Genomic DNA, 15,874 nt, shown 5'->3' with positions numbered 1-15,874 from the left:
CTAAGTTTGTGCCGTACCCTTACAATGATTCATCAAGGCGTTTACCTCGGCAATCACGAGATCCGGCGTGATGTCGAACTTGCATCGGACTTTGACCGGACAATGCCGCACTTGGTCCAGACCACATCCGCGACATTCAATAACACTCATAAGCATGCTGACCAAGGGACCTCGAAACCCCCAAATCTCCGGTAGATGTGACGCCGTGAAAATGCCGATAGTAGGGCGGCCAAGCTGGGCAGCGACATGGCCGGTGCCTGAATTGTTCGAAACGACGAGGGCGGCCGAATTCACGAGACAATTGAATTCCAATTCTGACAAGTCGACAGCCGTCCGAATGTTCGCGGCCCCACGTTCCCTAGCTATCTTCGCAACCTCCTCAAGCGCTTCCAGGCATTCGCCACGGCCAACGAGGACCACCTCACCACGGGTCGAAAGAGCAGCGACAACTTTGCCAAAACTTTCAATCGGCCAATCTCGCAGGCTGGAATTGGAGAACGGAGCCACGACAAACGGGGCATTGCCTGTAGTCGAATTCTGTGGGTGACCCGCTCCGCTTTCGAAATAGGCAGCTGCCTTTGCGACCAGAAAGAGGAGGATTTCTGACACATGCTGGAGACGCACCTGCTTACGGTCAATGAACCAATCAAGCCATCTACGGGGGATTTTGTTAGCAAGCCCTATTTTTTGGACCAGCTTGTAGAAAATGGTTCTGCGCAGTTTCAGATTGAATGGCGCTATCGCAATATCGATCTGATGCATGCTGTACGGATCAACTATCGCCGCACGGTGCCTGGCGGGAACTTCAAGCAAGATCGGCCTTGTTTCTTCCGGAACACGCATATCAATGGCAAGATCAAACTCGCCGGTCAGCAGCGGCCTTATGTCCGCGGCTTCTTTGCGCGTTTTGACTTTTGGGTTGCGAGGAAAAAAGTCAAAAGCAACGTGATCGTCGGCGAGGTCGAACTGTTTTGCAGTAGCGATGTTCCAGCTTCCCACCACCAGCGTAATGTGGGCATGCGCAAAACGCTGACGAAGGTCCTTTAGAGGCCCTAGAGACATCCAAAAGTCGCCGACATGATCAAGCTTGAGGACCAAAATTCTCATCCTTGCGCTTGACTGTTCCGGCTCTTCCCAGCTGCGGTATATAATTTGATTGCCGTCGTGCTTTGTAAAATATGCCATTGCCATTCCGAAAATTATACGGTCAACACTGATAGCCCAGTGACGCGTGTGTAGGTTGGAGTGCTCCCCACTTTGTCCGCGTCTCCGCAAGAATTCTGCCATCAGATCCAAGCCGCGCTCCAGCAGGAGCTGTTGGGCGAAGTCTGCATCTCTAGCGATGGTAGCGCGCCAAGAAAGCCAGCTATGTCCCGACCCGCAATGTGAAGGGCTTCGTCACGGTCTCGCATGCAGTGAGTTCGGCAACGCCGAGTAGACGGTGATCGCCAAGCCGCCGTCCCCAGATCTCGGAGCATAACGGCAGTGGCCTCGCTCTTTGGTCGATGCTGATCCTGAATGCGACCGTCGCCGCCGGCGACGACACCGCCGGCCGCATTGACCGTCTCGGGCACGCCCTGTCGCTGTGGTCCCGCATCACGGTCGCTAGCAAGGACCCGCCGCAGCCGCTTTTTTCTGCGCGTCCGGTCGTCCAAGGTGAAGTGGACGAATCAACCCTGTGATGAAGTCGACTGCCTGCCAGCGGTGAGGTGGCAGGCGGCATCGATGAACACCATTATTCGCCGAGCTTGGATAGCGGCACCTCTATCACGCTGAGAGCCTGTTATGCTGGTCCAGCGTTTGATCGCAGTCTTGATCCATGCGAGCAGCTTGTGAGGGATGCAATCGAACGAGGCGCTGCTCCCACAGCCGTCGCAGGCCCTCCATCAGAGCTTCACGCTTAGCCTGATCCGGCGCAATTGTATTGAGGAGATCTCCCAACACGGCTTCGCCCTCAATCCGCATCAGCAGATTAAACAAGTCGTGTGAAATTCGTACACTGTCACTGCTGAAGTGGGTCGTGCTGATCTCGCAGTGAGTCTCCCGACGATCTGGCGCTTTGTAAGCGCGGGTTTGATGGAGGGACACATAGGGCGGCAACGAAACCGCAAGCGCAGTCCAATCCTGCAGCGTTGCAGCCCGCTTTTTTACCAGGAAGGGCCCGACCACAAGTCCATCCAGCTCTGTCGTCAGAAAGGTGGCAATCGCGTCTGCAACCGAATCCACGATCGGTTCGGCATTGTTGTTAAAGGACGTATTGAGCAGAATTGGAGTGCCTGTGCGCTTCTTGAACGCATTGATGACCTCCCAGTACGCGGGATTGGCGTTGCGCGATACTGTTTGCAGGCGAGCGGTTCCGTCGACGTGCGTGATGGCACCGAGCAAGGCGCGCTTTGAGTCACGCACGCGAACGACGAAATTCATGAATGGAAATTCGTGCCTACCGTCCGGGAGGTCGAAAAATTCGCTCGCATCCTCCTCCAGCACAGATGGCGCGAAGGGCCGATAGCCTTCGCGCTTCTTGACCATCGCATTGATCCGGTCCTTGTTTGCGGCGGGCCGAGGGTCGGCAAGAATGCTGCGGTTGCCCAGCGCACGTGGCCCAAACTCCGAACGACCCTGCACCCAGCCGATCACGGCGCCGTTGGCGATCCAGTCGGCTGCACTGCTTGCCACGTCATCAGAGCGTTCAACCTCGAGATGTCCGGCCCATGCATTCAGTTCCTGTTGCACGGCGCGCTCGCTCCCGAGATCAGGACCCCAATAGACCCCCTGCAGTCGCTCACACGGCGCGGGGCGGCCCATCTCGTTAGAGACTATCAGCGCAGCTCCCAATGCGCAGCCAGCGTCGTGAGACGCGGGTTGCACGAAAATGTCTTCGAAAAGCCCTGAATACAGCAGCTTACCGTTCATCGTGCAGTTGTGGGCCACCCCCCCCGCCAGGCACAACCGCTTCATGCCGGTGGCCTCACGGTGATGCCGGAGAATGTGGAACACGATCCGCTCAAGCGCTTCCTGCAGTGACGCACTCACATCTCGATGCTGCTGGGTGAAGGGCATTCCCTTTCGCCTGACCTCGATATTGCGGAGCAACGCCGGACCGATGCGGTCGAGGTGAACACGGTAGCCACCGCCGTTGGCGGAGAGCTCGTAGAACTGCTCGAAGAGCTCGCGATAGGGAGCGGGGTCGCCGTAGGGCGCGAGTCCCATTACCTTATACTCGTCGAACAAGCCGTAGCCGAGATAGCGGATCGTCTCGAGATAAAACAGCCCAAGAGAATTGTTCTCGGGGAAAGCCTCGAGTTGCGTAATTTCTGTGCCAGACCCTACCGCCAAGAGGCCCGATAGGAAATCACCAGAGCCATCAATCGCTAGAATGAGACTTTGTTCGAAGCCCGACATTGCAAAGGCGCTCACGGCGTGCGCCTGATGATGACTTACGAATGAAATACGCGAACTGTCCAACTTAGTGCCGAACTCACGCGTTAACAGATCCTGCACCAACGTTTTAGCATCCAACGGAATGGAGAGAATGTCCGGGTGGGATGCGGACATACCTTCAAGCATGGCGTTGGCATAGGGCTCGCTGGCGTAGAGCGCGACACGATCAATGTCGTTGAGCTGAACCCCCGCCGCTGACAGACAGTATTGAATCGAACGAATTGGGAGCTTGTTGGAGTGTTTCATCCGATTGAGGCGTTCCTCTTCGACGGCTGCTATCACCCGTCCGTCTCGGACGAGCACCGCGGCGCCATCGTGCATAAAGGCGTTCCGAAGCTCGAATCGGTTTTCATGGACTTGGTCAAGTCCGCCGCTAATTCCTAGACACAGCATTTCTTTCTCCACATAGTGACGGGCAAGCCAAATTGGCCTGCCTCAGACCGTTTCCAACTAAATAGGCCGCGTTGTCGCTTGCAGCTGCAACCGCCTGTCAGGCATCACCGGCATCAAAGAACGCCTCATAAGGGTCCGCCTGAATCAACATGAGATGCTTCGATCGTGGCGCCTGCCATTCCATGACGCCGAGAGCTTGGCTGGATCATCGAATCTTGAGCGGCTGCTGACTTGCATGCCGGCGATGCCGTTTTCATCTGCAGCACGAACTTGTGACGCGGGCTGCCTGTATCCTTGCGAAGGGGCGGCTGTTGACGAATAATGCCGCGCCGTGAACTGGCCCGATTTCATTCCCCGAAAGACCGTCGCACAGGCGACTGACATGTGCTGCACTGTCCGCCTGCTTCCCGGTCGCACATCCGATAACGCCTTCGCTTGTGCAGGAGGCCGCATCGCGTCATTCGTCGGCCAAACATGGCACCGACTGGAAGCCCGGCAATACCGCGTAGATGTAAAGTGCGCTGATGTTGTATGGTAGCGCTGCCGGCCGGGTCTCCAATCCGCTGCCCAAACGAGCGGACTGCCTGCGGCAAAAAGCCCGCCACAAGCAGAATCGCGCTGGGCAGCTGGCTCGCCTGCAAGACTTCGCAGCTCAGGAACATTGGGGACGACTAGCGTCGAACCGCCGACATGATCGGCCAGTTGCAACTCACTTCTCGGCACGACCTCCACTGCACGTCAGGGCGCATGGAAGATTTTCTCCTTTGGATGGGTGACCGGTGCGGACGTGCTTTTGTCCATGCAAGATTTCCGAAGAGTTATGAAATCGTTTGTTTCGATCAAAGTCATCCACGCTATGAATAGCTGCCGGACATGCGCTTCAAAGGGGCTTCAGGCTTCCCGGATGGCTACTCCGATTCGAAGCGCGTGGCATTCCATGCGCTCTATGACAACATTTTTCAGCAAAGGGTATGAGAGCAAACCCACACTTCTTTTTCAGAAGTCGCTTCGAAGCAGCCGAGGCCTTGATGGGCTTCTTCACCAAGTTCGGCGATGGTGCCGCAGACATTCTTCCTTTTTCCGGGCTGAGCAAGCGCAGAGTTCGCGCCTTGGCAGTGTGTCTGGGCGCTCCGTCTGATCTTGTTGAAAAGATCCCGACCGCCGACCTGGAGAACCTCGTCCCGGTCTCACATACGATGAGATTGACGACTTCCTCGAAGGCCAAGAGATCAACGAAGCGGCGCACAGGCGTATACTTCATGCGCATTCCAGCACAGCCCATAAGCGAGCGCTTCCCGTCACAACGATTGCCATGACGGGTTCGATATTTAGGCATCGGCAATAGCGTCTCAACATACACGATCGATGGGCTTGCCGCAGTTAGGCAGCTAGCGGCCTGAATTACCGCTGGAGCGAAGCGCTGCTCTTTCAGCCCGCATGCGGTCATGAGGTTGACAGTGTCGGCACGTATCGCCGAGGCCGGCACGCGAACTCATTCTCCCTGAATGCCTGCTCTATCGATCTTCCGCAGCGTACCCACTTGACCGGTCGCTTCGACATTCCAGGCACCTGGATTGTAGCCGATCCTTGCCGCTCTCCTTCGGCCGGTCGCAATGCTAGACGTGCGGCCGTTACGCTATGCAGAGCTGGTTGTCAGATGCGTGATGCGAAACGTGAGATGCAGCTCCAGTTTTGGCGATGGCGGGCTCGCCGCATTGTTGATATCATCCGCACAGAACAGGCGCGCAAATGACATCGGATTCAGAGAAGGCTGAGGCGGTCGAGCAGTTACTTGATACACCTGACCTTGCAACCGCACTGGAAAGCGAACAGTTCAAGAAATTCCTCGACCAGGTGCCGATCGCCATAGCCGTTTCGGACCTTGCCGGTGAAGAGCGCGTGGTCTACGCCAATCCGGAATTCGAGAAACTCTCAGGCCTGATGGCCGCCAGGCTCACCCAAGAAAACTGGGCGGCCCTTTTAGGCACGGGCCTCCATCAGCAAAAGGACAGGCCGCTAGCCGAGGCGGTGGTCGAGGGAACCGATTTGGTCGGCACCTTCAGGCTGGAGCGCGGCGAGGACAAACCCGCGATCGTCGACGTTTATTCCAACGTGATCGAAGACGACAACGGTAAGGTTTGCTTCCGACTGGTGGCCCTGGTCGACGTATCGGCTCACGGCGAGGCGGGAGATCAGCGCTCGGCCGAGGAGCGTGTCAGCGAGAAAGACACGCTGCTGCGCGAACTGCAGCACCGGGTGAAGAACAACCTGCAGATGATCACCGCGCTGATCCGGCTGGAAAGCCGCAACGCGACCGAGGCCGACCGGAGACGGTTTGAGCGGCTCGCCGGTCGCGTCGACGCTCTGGCGATCCTCTACCAGACGCTAACGGCCGACGAGCCGAAGGAGGAGGTCGATCTTGGCGTCTATCTCAGCCAGATCGCGTCCGCGGTGATGAGCTCGCATGCAGTCGAGGGGATCCGGCTGGATATGAAGGTGGATACATATCCCGTGTCAATAAACGTCGCCATGCCGGCCGGGCTGGTCGTAAACGAATTGCTGACCAATTCACTAAAGCATGCGTTCCGGGGCCGCGATGGCGGCACGATAACACTGCACAGCGTCGTCGATGGCGACGGCTGCCGGGTTATGGTGGCGGACGACGGAATCGGCCTGCCGGAAGGCGAGGTGTGGCCCAAACCAGGCAAGCTCGGAGCGCTGATCGCGCGATCGCTGACCGAGAACGCCAAGGCGCAGCTAGCCGTCGAGTCCAGCGCCAACAAAGGGACGAAGGTGACCATCGTTTTCAAGCGGTCGGCGGCAGCAAGCTGAACGGTTGCTGTCGAACTAGCAGGCTGGCGGCTGGCTTCATGTCGCGGCTTTGAGCAGGTGGCTGCAAATAGGCTAGGTCGCCCTTCACGGCCTGTTTCACATGGTCGAGGTCTTCCATTATGCTCCAGGCTTGCTGCTTCTGACTTCGGCGGCCAGTCCATCCCCACCTAGCGGAAGGCACTCCCGCCTGATTACGTTGCGGCTTGAGTCTTGACGGCGGGGGCACCTGACGCCTTCGCGCTCATCACGCGCGGGCCGGCAATTCAGCAGCGAGTCATCGCTTGGCCAATCTTGCCGAGGACGAAGGTCTAACCTACAAATAAAATTGGTCCGACTGTTCGTGGCCGGAGGTAACCGCGAATTTGCGCTATCGGGACAGGAGAGCAGTGCTGTAGGCAAACCGCGATGCGTGCATTCGTTCGATTGGTTCTACGATTATCCTGACGCCTGGGGTGACCAGTTGCACCAGTATTTCCTACTACGCGCAATCTTTGTAGGGTCATGTGCAGGTCATCGCGGCCCGCCAAGACATCGGAAAACTGATCGACGATCCTTCAACCCCTGAGATATTGCGCGCCCGAATGGCATCGGCGGCCGCCATATAATAGTTTGCGGCAAAGACGGCCGCGATCGAACGGCTGAGGACGCGCTCGCCAACAGATTGCGCGACAGACGATGGGGTGGATACCGCGGATACGACGCCTGGTTCGATGCTCCGATCAACAACGCGAAGCTCGCCGCGACTTCCGTCTACAGCGATTCGGTTCAAAGGCTTGGCGCGTTGGACAAAGCTCGCCGCGCCGAAGCGCGATGCATAGAAGCCGGGATAAGTCGCCCGAACACAAGTCGAACAAGCGGAGTGGTCGACCGTTTCGTCCTCCCCGGGGACGAGCCGGTTGCTCTGGCCTGGGGCGACCTGATGGGTCTTGCGGAGCACCGTCTCCAGCATGGCGATCAGGTCTTCGGGAAGTATGGCCTCATTCTGCACAGACGGTTTTGCGTGGCTGTTACGGATGCCGGCGGGCACGGTGGCGATATGGCGGTCCTTTCGATCGAGCGGCTCGCCACGCTGCGTATAATTCCACGCCAGGGAGGAGAGACGGCGCTCGATCGTCGCCACAGAGTTTGGTTTCTTGTCTCCTGTAACCTTTCTGGATGCACAGGCCGTGATGTAGAGGCCGACGGTCTGCGGATCAGGCGGCAACACCTCCGAGGTGCTGCCGGCGCGCCCAGGCGCAAAAATCCGCTCTCGACCGAGCGGCGTCAGACCGGTATTCTTATGGATGTTCATCCGGTCCCCCTGGAGTCACTGAAGCTTCGACAATCTCAGCTTTCCCGGTTCGGACCGGATGGACAAGCTACTGAAAGCTCACAACTAGCTACCAATGCGATCAGCTTTCGGGCTATCGGGCGCATCCAGGGAGGATGGGTATGTTCTTGGCTAACGGGCTCAAGCTGCGGGACCGCGGGTGCACGCTGGCACTGATGTTGGCGATTATATGTGTATGTGCGCCTGCACTGGCGGCAAACGCGTCGGATCAGGCGTGCCGGTCCATCGCCAAGCTCAAAATTCCAAGCGTGATTTTACCGAGGCTAGCCTTCAAAAGCCGCAGGAGATCCCCGCAGATCCCTTCACTGCATTCACCGGCGCCTCGCCTCAGGCGGTAAAAGTGGGCGGGCACTGCCTTGTCCGAGGTGTTATCGGGAAACGCCAGGGGGTCGATGGTCAATCATATGGCACCCGGTTTGAGGTGCGTCTTCCGACGACCTGGAACGACATGTTCCTTTTCCAGGGCGGCGGCGCAGTTGATGGCTTCCTGGCGCCGGCCGTCGGGACCATTCCTTGCCGGAACTCGACCGCGGCTCCCGGGCTCTTGCGCGGCTACGCTGTTGTAAGCATGGATGGCGGGCACCCAAGCCCCGATCCGGCTTTCGGGGTCGATCAAGCCGCACGCATTGATTTTGCGTACGCCTCCATTGGCAAAGTCACTTCGGTCTCGAAGCAGGTGATTGCAAAGTTCTATGGGGCGGCTCCGAAAAAGTCGGTGTTCATGGGATGCTCGAATGGCGGTCGTGAGGCGTTGATAGCGGCTCAGCGATATCCGCTCGAGTTCGACGGCATTGTTGCAGGTAGCCCGGGTTTTCGTCTCAGTGCCGCCAACATTGCCGAAGCCTGGGATACTCGCCAGTACATGAGCATCGCTCCCAAAGATGAGGCCGGCCATCCCATTCTGTCCCGCGCCTTCTCCCAGCAGGATCTGAACATCGTCGCCAAGGCGGTTCTCGCTGCCTGTGATGCCCGCGATGGCATTGAGGATGGCGTCATCAACGCCTGGCAGCAGTGCCGGTTCGACCCAAAGGTCCTGTCCTGCCAAGGCGATAAGACGGACAGCTGCCTCACGGCTGGTCAAGTGCAGGCCATGAGCCGCGCGTTCGCGGGTCCGGAAAGCTCCGATGGCGAAAAGCTTTACAGCGATTGGCCATATGATACGGGCGTTGCGGGCGCGGACTGGAGAATGTGGAAGCTGGGCAATTCCCCCACTTCCCAGTCGGATGCAAATAACATCGTTCTGGGAGCCCGCTCGCTTCAATACTACTTCATGACGCCCCCGGCGCCGAATTTTGACCCCCTGAAGTTCGACTTCGACAAGGATCCGGCACGCGTTGCGGATACGGCCAAGCTCAATGATGCGACCGGCACGTATCTCGCCAGCTTCGCTGCCCACGGTGGAAAGCTGCTCTTGTTTCAGGGACTTTCCGATCCGGTCTTCTCAGCCAACGATCTGGTGCGCTGGTACAAGCAAGTCGTCGAGGTCACAAGCGGCGGCGATTTGGAAGCGACTCGCCGTTTCGTGCGCATGTTCATAATCCCGGGGATGACCCACTGCGGCGATGGCCAAGCCTTCGACGACTTTGATCCTTTGGCCGCCATCGAGGGCTGGATAAACCAAGACAAGGCTCCGGATTCTCTCGCGGCTGGCAGCAAGGCATTCCCCGGCAAGCACCAGCCGATCTGCGCTTATCCCACTCAAGCTGCCTATGGCGGTAAGGGAAATCCCGATGAGATCGCGAGCTATTCGTGTCGGGGATAAGAGACCTCGTCATTTGTTCGCTTCAATCTGCGCGCATTCCCGGAACAGGTCTCCCGGACCAAGGATCGGTTGGAAAAGCTAAACCCGGAATTTGTGGGCCGTGCATAACGCAGTTGATGATCATGCCTGACTACGAAGCGTCGGCCGCCGATAGTCTGGACACAGCGCTCGCTGTGCTCGATGAGGTAATTGTTATCGCCTGAGATCTGACCGCCTCATCCCAGCGGACAAAACGGGGGCATCAGAGCCCGGACGCCTTGGTGAGATTTACGCGGAAACGATCGCGCCGGCGCTGATAATTTCGCGTCATCTCCGCGGAGGCATGGCCGAGCTGTTTTTGCACATAGCGTTCGTCGACCTCGGCCGACGAGGCGAGGCCGGCGCGCAGTGAGTGGCCGGCGAATTTCTTGGCCCGTTCGCCCTCCGACAGATCGCCGCGCACGCCGGCGGCGAGCGCCGTGCGCTTGACCAGGCGTGCGACCTCCTGGTCGTTCAAGCGATCGGCACCGACGGCTCTGCCTTGACCAGCAACGCGCCGAAACAGCGGTCCGTGCGCAATGCGCGCCAGTCTTAGCCAGGTCTGCAGAGCGACCACAGGGCAGGTGGCGTCGGAGGAGCCGCGGCCGATTTCGACCTCGCGCCAGCCGGTTTTGCCGCGCAATGTGACAAGCAGACCCTTATCGGCAAAAATCTCGACCCAGCCGCGCCCGTCCTCGGTCTGATCCCTGCCGACGTCGAGGCCGACGATTTCGGATCGGCGAAGGCCGCCGGCGAGACCCAAAAGCAGCATGGCGCGGTCGCGCAGACCACGCAGCGTGCCGCGGTCGAGGGTCTCGAACATGCGATCAGATCCTCGGGCAGGATCGCTTCCTTCTGCCGGGGAGGGGAGGCGTGGGTGTTGCGAACGCCAGCCATCACCGTGGCGATATGCCGGTCCTTGCGGTCCAGCGGCTGGCCGCGCTGGGCAAAATTCCAGGAGAGCGACGAAAGCCGGCGCTCGATGGTTGAAACGGTGTTGGGCTTTTTGTCGCCAGTGGCCGTACCTGACGCGCAGGCGGCGATATAGAGCCCGACCACCTGAGGATCGGGCGGGAACATCTCGATGCCTTGGCGCCGGCACCAGCTCGAAAAATGCTTCCAGTCGGCTGCGTAGGCGCGGCGCGTGTTGGCCGAACTCGCCGCCTCGATATAATCGCGCGCGCGGCCGGCGAGCGCCTCAAGCTGCGCAGGCAGGCTGGGATTGGCAATGGCTGGAAGGGGAGGGGACGAGGCTAGGTCGGCATCGCCCATCTGCATGACGATATCGATGATGTCGGGCAAAGCCGCGGCGCTTTGTGTATGAAGCTTGTCCGAAATTCGTAGCATATTTCGGACATCTTGACCGTCACTTCGTCCGAAATCGGACCACAGATTTCGGACAAAGCCCCGGCATCAACCCGCCAATATCTCGATCCGCCGTCGCCGCTGCAAACGTCGCCTGTAAGAGGCGAGCCGCCTCTAAACTGGTCGTATATCCCGATTAATAATAAGAATGTAGTCAACTTCCATATTTTAGAGGGCACGCATGCTGCCACTCAACCGGCCTGATCACCACACAAAGTGAGGAAGAACCTGGTTAGGTGCAAAGCGACAATTGCCTCGACAGCGGGTCCCGGAAGGTTTATGCTGCCCAATCTTACCGCAATCCGAAATGGCGATTGAGTACCTTCACGAGTGAAGGGATTCCCGCGGTCTTAGAGATGAGTTGTCGAATGGCGCGAAGTCGCACAGAATCGCGAAGTCGCACAGAATCGTGTGTTTGATACCGATCAGGATCGCGAGCTATTTCAGGTGCAGAGAGGTCTTGCGCCCGATGCACGAGTTGCTCCCGGTCCAACGGAAGTGAATGGGGTGGAACTGCTTTGTCGACCAAATTGTTGACGGAACGTCCGGCGCCCATTGTTGCTACATGTCTGGATTCTTGGGGCGTTTTGGATGATGCAATCCACCATCTCACTCCAAAGGGCAGTGGAATCTGGAACAATGTCGCTTTTGTACGCAGGACATCCTTCGCGCCCGATTGGCATATTGTCTTTAACTCTGCTTCTATTTTTGGGCTCCCTGTTGATATCGAGGCGAGTCCAAACAGGACAATTTTTGCAATCGGCGAACCGCCGACGAAAGCTCATCGCGCATTTCATGAAGGGCAGGGGAAAAATACCATCGTCCTGACGTCTGACGCAGAGCTGGCTGCTCGGCAGAATGCAGAGCGCCGATTCGTTTTGTCTCCACCTATCACTCGGTCTTGGTCTGTAACAAAGACATATGACCAACTTCTGGTCAGCGAAGTCGTGGACAAGCCGCTTCGGCTCTCATGGATTACCAGTAACATCGCCCTGCTTAAAGGGCATCGATATCGGCTGGCGTTTCTGGAACGGCTGAGAGAGGAGCTCGATTTTGACCTGTTCGGCCGAGGTTTTCGGCTGATTGGAGATAAATGGGACGCACTCGCACCGTACCGTTACAGTATAGCTTTCGAGAATACTCGTGCTGATTACTATTTTACAGAGAAGCTTATGGACTGCTTCGTTGCTGAAACAATGCCGATCTATTACGGCAGCCCGGCAATCACGAGGTTCTTCCCTTCCGACTCAATGGTTCTGATTGACCCAGAGGACAGGAACGTAATCCAAAAAATTCAAGAAATCATCGACTCGGACCTCTGGAAGGAGCGTCGCGGCGCAATACAAGAGGCGAAGCGGTTGGTTCTTGAGAAATACAATACGTTTGCTTATCTCGCGGGCTTCATCGAAAGCGTTCACGATAAACCCTTACCGCCGGAAGTTATACACATCGGTTCGCCTGCGGTCGATTTTGGGACAGACGAATGAAGTACTCCAACGCTCGCTTCGCGTGCCCGGCGGTTGGTGGTCTGGCGAGATCGGTACGGAGCGCTCGGCGGAGAATGCCTACCTGCGCAGACGGGCCGGCACGGGCGCACGAGGTCATGCGCCCCCGGCTGCCGCTGATCAGACGAACTGGGGAAGGCCAGGAACGGAATTGAGGACCTCGTCCACGAGTTCGTCGCCGGCATGTTCCTTGGCGAAGGCGATCGTCTCGTTGGCGATGGCGGCGATCTTTAGAATGCTGAGACCCTCACTCATCAATTGCTGGCCGAGCCCCATGAGGCCGCCTCCGCCCTCTGGGTCGTTGCCATGATACTTCGCCACTAATTCCGAAGCTCCGGGAATGGCCGCGATCATGCGCGCAACGGGACCGTCGGCCGCGTGGCGTTGCAGGAAACCCAGCATTAACCCAACGGCCTTCTCTGCGAGAGCCGGGCCGATGCCGGCACCAGTGGCGATGCGCGATAAGAATTCTTCCATGGCAGGGTTCGTCTCTCTTTAATGAGGTTTACACGGGGCCGGTCCGGCGCCCAAAGCGCCCTTGGCCGAACCACAATTGAACTCCACAAAAATAGGCCGGCGGAAGTGCTATTGCAACTGCGCGTAAAACCGCCTCTGTCAACGCAAGCTGCGTCGGACGTGCGTATTTCGCAAAAACGGGACAGTCGTTCCGCTAAATCGCGGACAGCAGTTTCACTAATTCGCGGACAGCAGGATGGGGTCGGCGCTCGGTTGCCTGGTTGAAGTCATTTGCGATTGATTTCGCCGTTTTCGGCGCCGGTCAAGGGCGGCGGTGTTTTTTGCTTTCTCATGCTGTCGCCTTCGAGGGTGATGCGATGGGCGTTGTGGATGATCCGGTCGAGAATGGCGTCGGCTATTGTCGGCTCCGCGAATGCTTCATGATGCACCTTTCCTTGATCGCCTGGTCCGTTGCAGTCGGCGTTGAAGTTGATCGATCTGGTCGCTGGAAAGGTTTCCGCTTGGCCGCGGGGCGTCACCATTTCTTTCCCACAAGATCCTTCAACGCGGCATTGTCGAGCATGGCGTCGGCCAAAAGCCGCTTCAGCCGCGTGTTCTCGTCCTCCAGAGCCTTCAGTCGCCGAGCCTCGGAGACATCCATCCCGCCGAAGCGGGCCTTCCAGTTGTAAATCGAGGCGTCGCTGACCCCGTGCTTGCGGCACAGATCGGCAACCGATACCCCGGCCTCATGTTCCTTCAAAATTCCGATGATCTGCTCTTCAGAGAAGCGGCTACGTTTCATGTCCTGATCCTCTCGATGGGCCAGAACGAACTTCAAACCGGATTAGATAAGAGGGGCAAGGTCAAGGTCGATGACTCAACTGTTGTGTGGGGAGAGCTCTTCCTTCTCATTCGCTCCAAATGCGGACGCGGCGCACGAGCTCGGAAGTTGAGATCCCGTAGCGATCGTGAAGCGTCGGCAGCGCGCCAGCGTCGAGGAACTCGTCGGGCAGGGCGATCTGGCGAAAGACTGGGGTCACTCTCTCGCGCATCAGCAGCGCGGCAACGCCTTCGCCAAGGCCACCAATGATGGTGTGGTTCTCCGCCGCCACCACCAGCCGTCCCGAACGGCGCGCGGCAGCGAGTATCGCCTCCGTATCCAGAGGTTTGATCGTCGGAACGTGCAGAACGGCGCAGCCGATCCTGTCGGCTTCAAGCGCCTTCGCGGCCTCCAGCGCGCGCATGGTCATCAGGCCGCTGGAAATGAACAATACGTCCGCGCCCTCGCGCAGCATTCGCGCCTTGCCGATTTCAAATGTATAGTCGTCTTCGTCGAGCACGACAGGAACCTTACCGCGCGAAAGCCGCATGTAGACCGGCCCGTTGTAGTCCGCGATCGCCTCCGTGGCCTGTTCGATGTCGAGCGCGTCGCAAGGGTCGATGATCGTCAGGTTCGGCATCCCGCGGAAAATCGCGATGTCCTCCGTCGCCTGGTGGCTGGGGCCGTAGCCGGTCGTCAGCCCCGGTAAGGCGCAGACGATCTTCACATTGAGTTTCTCCTCGGCGATCGCCATGCAGATGAAATCGTAGGCACGTCGCGATGCGAAGACGGCGTAGGTGGTGGCGAAGGGCGTAAAACCCTCCCGCGCCAAGCCGGCGGCGGCGCTCATCAGCACCTGCTCCGCCATGCCCATCTGATAGAAGCGGTCCGGATGCTCCTGTGCGAAGACATGGAGATCGGTGTATTTCGCGAGGTCCGCCGTCAGGCCAACTATCCCGGGCCGCTGGTGCGCCAGTCTGGCCAGTGTGTGCCCGAACGGCGCATTGCGTGTCGGTACGCCATCGGGCGCGATCGACGCGATCATCGCCGATGTGGTCTTGCGCTCACCGGCATTGGCGGCGTGGCGCGGCGCGAACTTTGACAACCTCAACGCGGACGTCCCTTTTCCAAAGCTTCGAGCGCTAACGTCCATTCGTGCGGTTCGACGCGGATGAAATGCGTGATGTCGCGGGTTTCCAGGAATGGCACACCCTTGGCCATGCGCGTATCGCAAACGATCACACGCGGACCAGGTTCCTTCAGGCCGCGCGCCATGTCGAAGGCCTTGCGGACCGCCTCGATGTCGTTGCCGTCGACGCGCTGCGCATGCCAGCCGAACGCCTCGAACTTGTCGGTCACTGGTTCGGAGGAGAGCATGGCCGTCGACGGACCATCGGCCTGCTGATTGTTGAAGTCGACAATGGCAATGAGATTGTCGAGCTTGTGGTGGGCGGCCGACATCGCGGCTTCCCAGGTCGAGCCCTCACCGAGCTCGCCGTCGGACAAAAGATTGTAGACGAAACTGTCGCTTCGCTTGCGCGTCAGCCCCATGCACATGCCAACGGCAATGCCAAGGCCGTGACCGAGCGAGCCGCCGGTGATCTCCATGCCGGGCGTGTATGGCGCCATGCCGGACATCGGCATACGGCTTTCATCGCTGCCATAGGTTTCGAGCTCTTCCTCCGGCAGCACGCCCGCTTCGATCAGAGCCGCGTAGAGCGCGATCGCATAGTGTCCGATCGACAGCAGGAAGCGGTCGCGTCCCTCCCACAACGTGTCCTCCGGCCGGTAACGAAGCGCATGGAAATAGGCGACGGCAAGCACGTCGGCGACACCCAGCGCCTGTCCGACATAACCTTGGCCCTGGACTTGACCCATCCGCACGGCGCGTCGGCGGATACGATAGGCTCGTTCGGCCAGGCTGACATTGCTGCCAGCGCGAGGCATCTCAA

At 58.6% G+C, this 15,874-nt stretch carries 9 protein-coding genes and 6 pseudogenes; 6 read left to right on the top strand and 9 right to left on the bottom strand.

The genetic code is table 11. The features are described 5' to 3' along the window. Nucleotides 1-1,185, bottom strand: coding sequence for a glycosyltransferase family 9 protein (locus tag NKG95_RS17235; protein WP_353041631.1), 1,185 nt, complete (start codon nt 1,183-1,185; stop codon nt 1-3). A gap of 320 nt (nt 1,186-1,505) precedes the next feature. Here NKG95_RS17235 and NKG95_RS17230 point away from each other — a divergent pair, with 320 nt between their 5' ends. After that, nucleotides 1,506-1,682: a hypothetical protein gene (locus NKG95_RS17230; protein WP_352457364.1), complete on the top strand. Its 177-nt coding sequence runs from the start codon at nt 1,506-1,508 to the stop codon at nt 1,680-1,682. An 85-nt stretch (nt 1,683-1,767) separates the two neighbouring features. Here NKG95_RS17230 and NKG95_RS17225 read toward each other — a convergent pair whose 3' ends face one another. Beyond that, nucleotides 1,768-3,834: a carbamoyltransferase family protein gene (locus tag NKG95_RS17225; protein ID WP_352474134.1), complete on the bottom strand. Its 2,067-nt coding sequence runs from the start codon at nt 3,832-3,834 to the stop codon at nt 1,768-1,770. A gap of 1,013 nt (nt 3,835-4,847) precedes the next feature. Here NKG95_RS17225 and nadE point away from each other — a divergent pair. The 3 genes and pseudogenes from nadE to NKG95_RS17210 form a co-directional block, all read left to right on the top strand. Beyond that, a pseudogene (nadE, locus tag NKG95_RS17220) lies at nt 4,848-5,179 on the top strand (NAD(+) synthase); the annotation flags it as partial. A 404-nt stretch (nt 5,180-5,583) separates the two neighbouring features. Then, the gene (locus NKG95_RS17215; RefSeq protein ID WP_352835558.1) at nt 5,584-6,666 is read left to right on the top strand and encodes a sensor histidine kinase; all 1,083 of its coding nucleotides are present in this window, start codon (nt 5,584-5,586) and stop codon (nt 6,664-6,666) included. 661 nt (nt 6,667-7,327) lie between these two features. After that, nucleotides 7,328-7,393, top strand: a pseudogene (locus NKG95_RS17210) (hypothetical protein); the annotation flags it as partial. A 195-nt stretch (nt 7,394-7,588) separates the two neighbouring features. Here the strand turns inward: NKG95_RS17210 and NKG95_RS17205 are convergent. Next, nucleotides 7,589-7,907 (bottom strand): annotated as a pseudogene (locus NKG95_RS17205) (integrase); the annotation flags it as partial. A 303-nt stretch (nt 7,908-8,210) separates the two neighbouring features. Here NKG95_RS17205 and NKG95_RS17200 point away from each other — a divergent pair. Next, complete coding sequence (locus NKG95_RS17200) at nt 8,211-9,758, top strand: tannase/feruloyl esterase family alpha/beta hydrolase (protein WP_353041629.1); 1,548 nt, start codon at nt 8,211-8,213, stop codon at nt 9,756-9,758. Between the two features lie 241 nt (nt 9,759-9,999). Here the strand turns inward: NKG95_RS17200 and NKG95_RS17195 are convergent. Next, nucleotides 10,000-11,123, bottom strand: a pseudogene (locus NKG95_RS17195) (tyrosine-type recombinase/integrase). A 536-nt stretch (nt 11,124-11,659) separates the two neighbouring features. Here NKG95_RS17195 and NKG95_RS17190 point away from each other — a divergent pair. Further along, nucleotides 11,660-12,628, top strand: coding sequence for a glycosyltransferase family 10 domain-containing protein (locus NKG95_RS17190; RefSeq protein ID WP_353041627.1), 969 nt, complete (start codon nt 11,660-11,662; stop codon nt 12,626-12,628). A 138-nt stretch (nt 12,629-12,766) separates the two neighbouring features. Here NKG95_RS17190 and NKG95_RS17185 read toward each other — a convergent pair whose 3' ends face one another. The 5 genes and pseudogenes from NKG95_RS17185 to NKG95_RS17165 all read right to left on the bottom strand — a co-directional run bounded on the left by NKG95_RS17185 (nt 12,767) and on the right by NKG95_RS17165 (nt 15,869). Then, the gene (locus NKG95_RS17185; protein WP_352453730.1) at nt 12,767-13,123 is read right to left on the bottom strand and encodes a hypothetical protein; all 357 of its coding nucleotides are present in this window, start codon (nt 13,121-13,123) and stop codon (nt 12,767-12,769) included. 266 nt (nt 13,124-13,389) lie between these two features. Further along, nucleotides 13,390-13,545 (bottom strand): annotated as a pseudogene (locus tag NKG95_RS17180) (ATP-binding protein); the annotation flags it as partial. A gap of 98 nt (nt 13,546-13,643) precedes the next feature. After that, nucleotides 13,644-13,904, bottom strand: a pseudogene (locus NKG95_RS17175) (transposase); the annotation flags it as partial. A 106-nt stretch (nt 13,905-14,010) separates the two neighbouring features. After that, nucleotides 14,011-15,033 carry a transketolase family protein gene (locus NKG95_RS17170; protein WP_502895560.1) on the bottom strand — a complete coding sequence of 341 codons (1,023 nt, stop codon included), beginning with the start codon at nt 15,031-15,033 and terminating at the stop codon, nt 14,011-14,013. Next, nucleotides 15,030-15,869: a transketolase gene (locus NKG95_RS17165; protein WP_352792064.1), complete on the bottom strand. Its 840-nt coding sequence runs from the start codon at nt 15,867-15,869 to the stop codon at nt 15,030-15,032. Before NKG95_RS17165 ends, NKG95_RS17170 begins: the two co-directional genes overlap by 4 nt. Nucleotides 15,870-15,874 lie beyond the last annotated feature (5 nt).

It is taken from the genome of Mesorhizobium sp. M1423, assembly GCF_040317575.1.
GTDB lineage: Bacteria > Pseudomonadota > Alphaproteobacteria > Rhizobiales > Rhizobiaceae > Mesorhizobium.
This window is presented reverse-complemented; position numbering and strand designations above follow the sequence as displayed.

Excerpts from the sequence above, each read along its gene's own strand:
- NKG95_RS17235 (WP_353041631.1), bottom strand. The coding sequence starts at position 1,185 with ATGGCATATTTTACAAAGCACGACGGCAATCAAATTATATACCGCAGC.
- NKG95_RS17230 (WP_352457364.1), top strand. The coding sequence starts at position 1,506 with ATGCTGATCCTGAATGCGACCGTCGCCGCCGGCGACGACACCGCCGGC.
- NKG95_RS17225 (WP_352474134.1), bottom strand. The coding sequence starts at position 3,834 with ATGCTGTGTCTAGGAATTAGCGGCGGACTTGACCAAGTCCATGAAAAC.
- NKG95_RS17215 (WP_352835558.1), top strand. The coding sequence starts at position 5,584 with ATGACATCGGATTCAGAGAAGGCTGAGGCGGTCGAGCAGTTACTTGAT.
- NKG95_RS17185 (WP_352453730.1), bottom strand. The coding sequence starts at position 13,123 with ATGGAAGAATTCTTATCGCGCATCGCCACTGGTGCCGGCATCGGCCCG.
- NKG95_RS17165 (WP_352792064.1), bottom strand. The coding sequence starts at position 15,869 with ATGCCTCGCGCTGGCAGCAATGTCAGCCTGGCCGAACGAGCCTATCGT.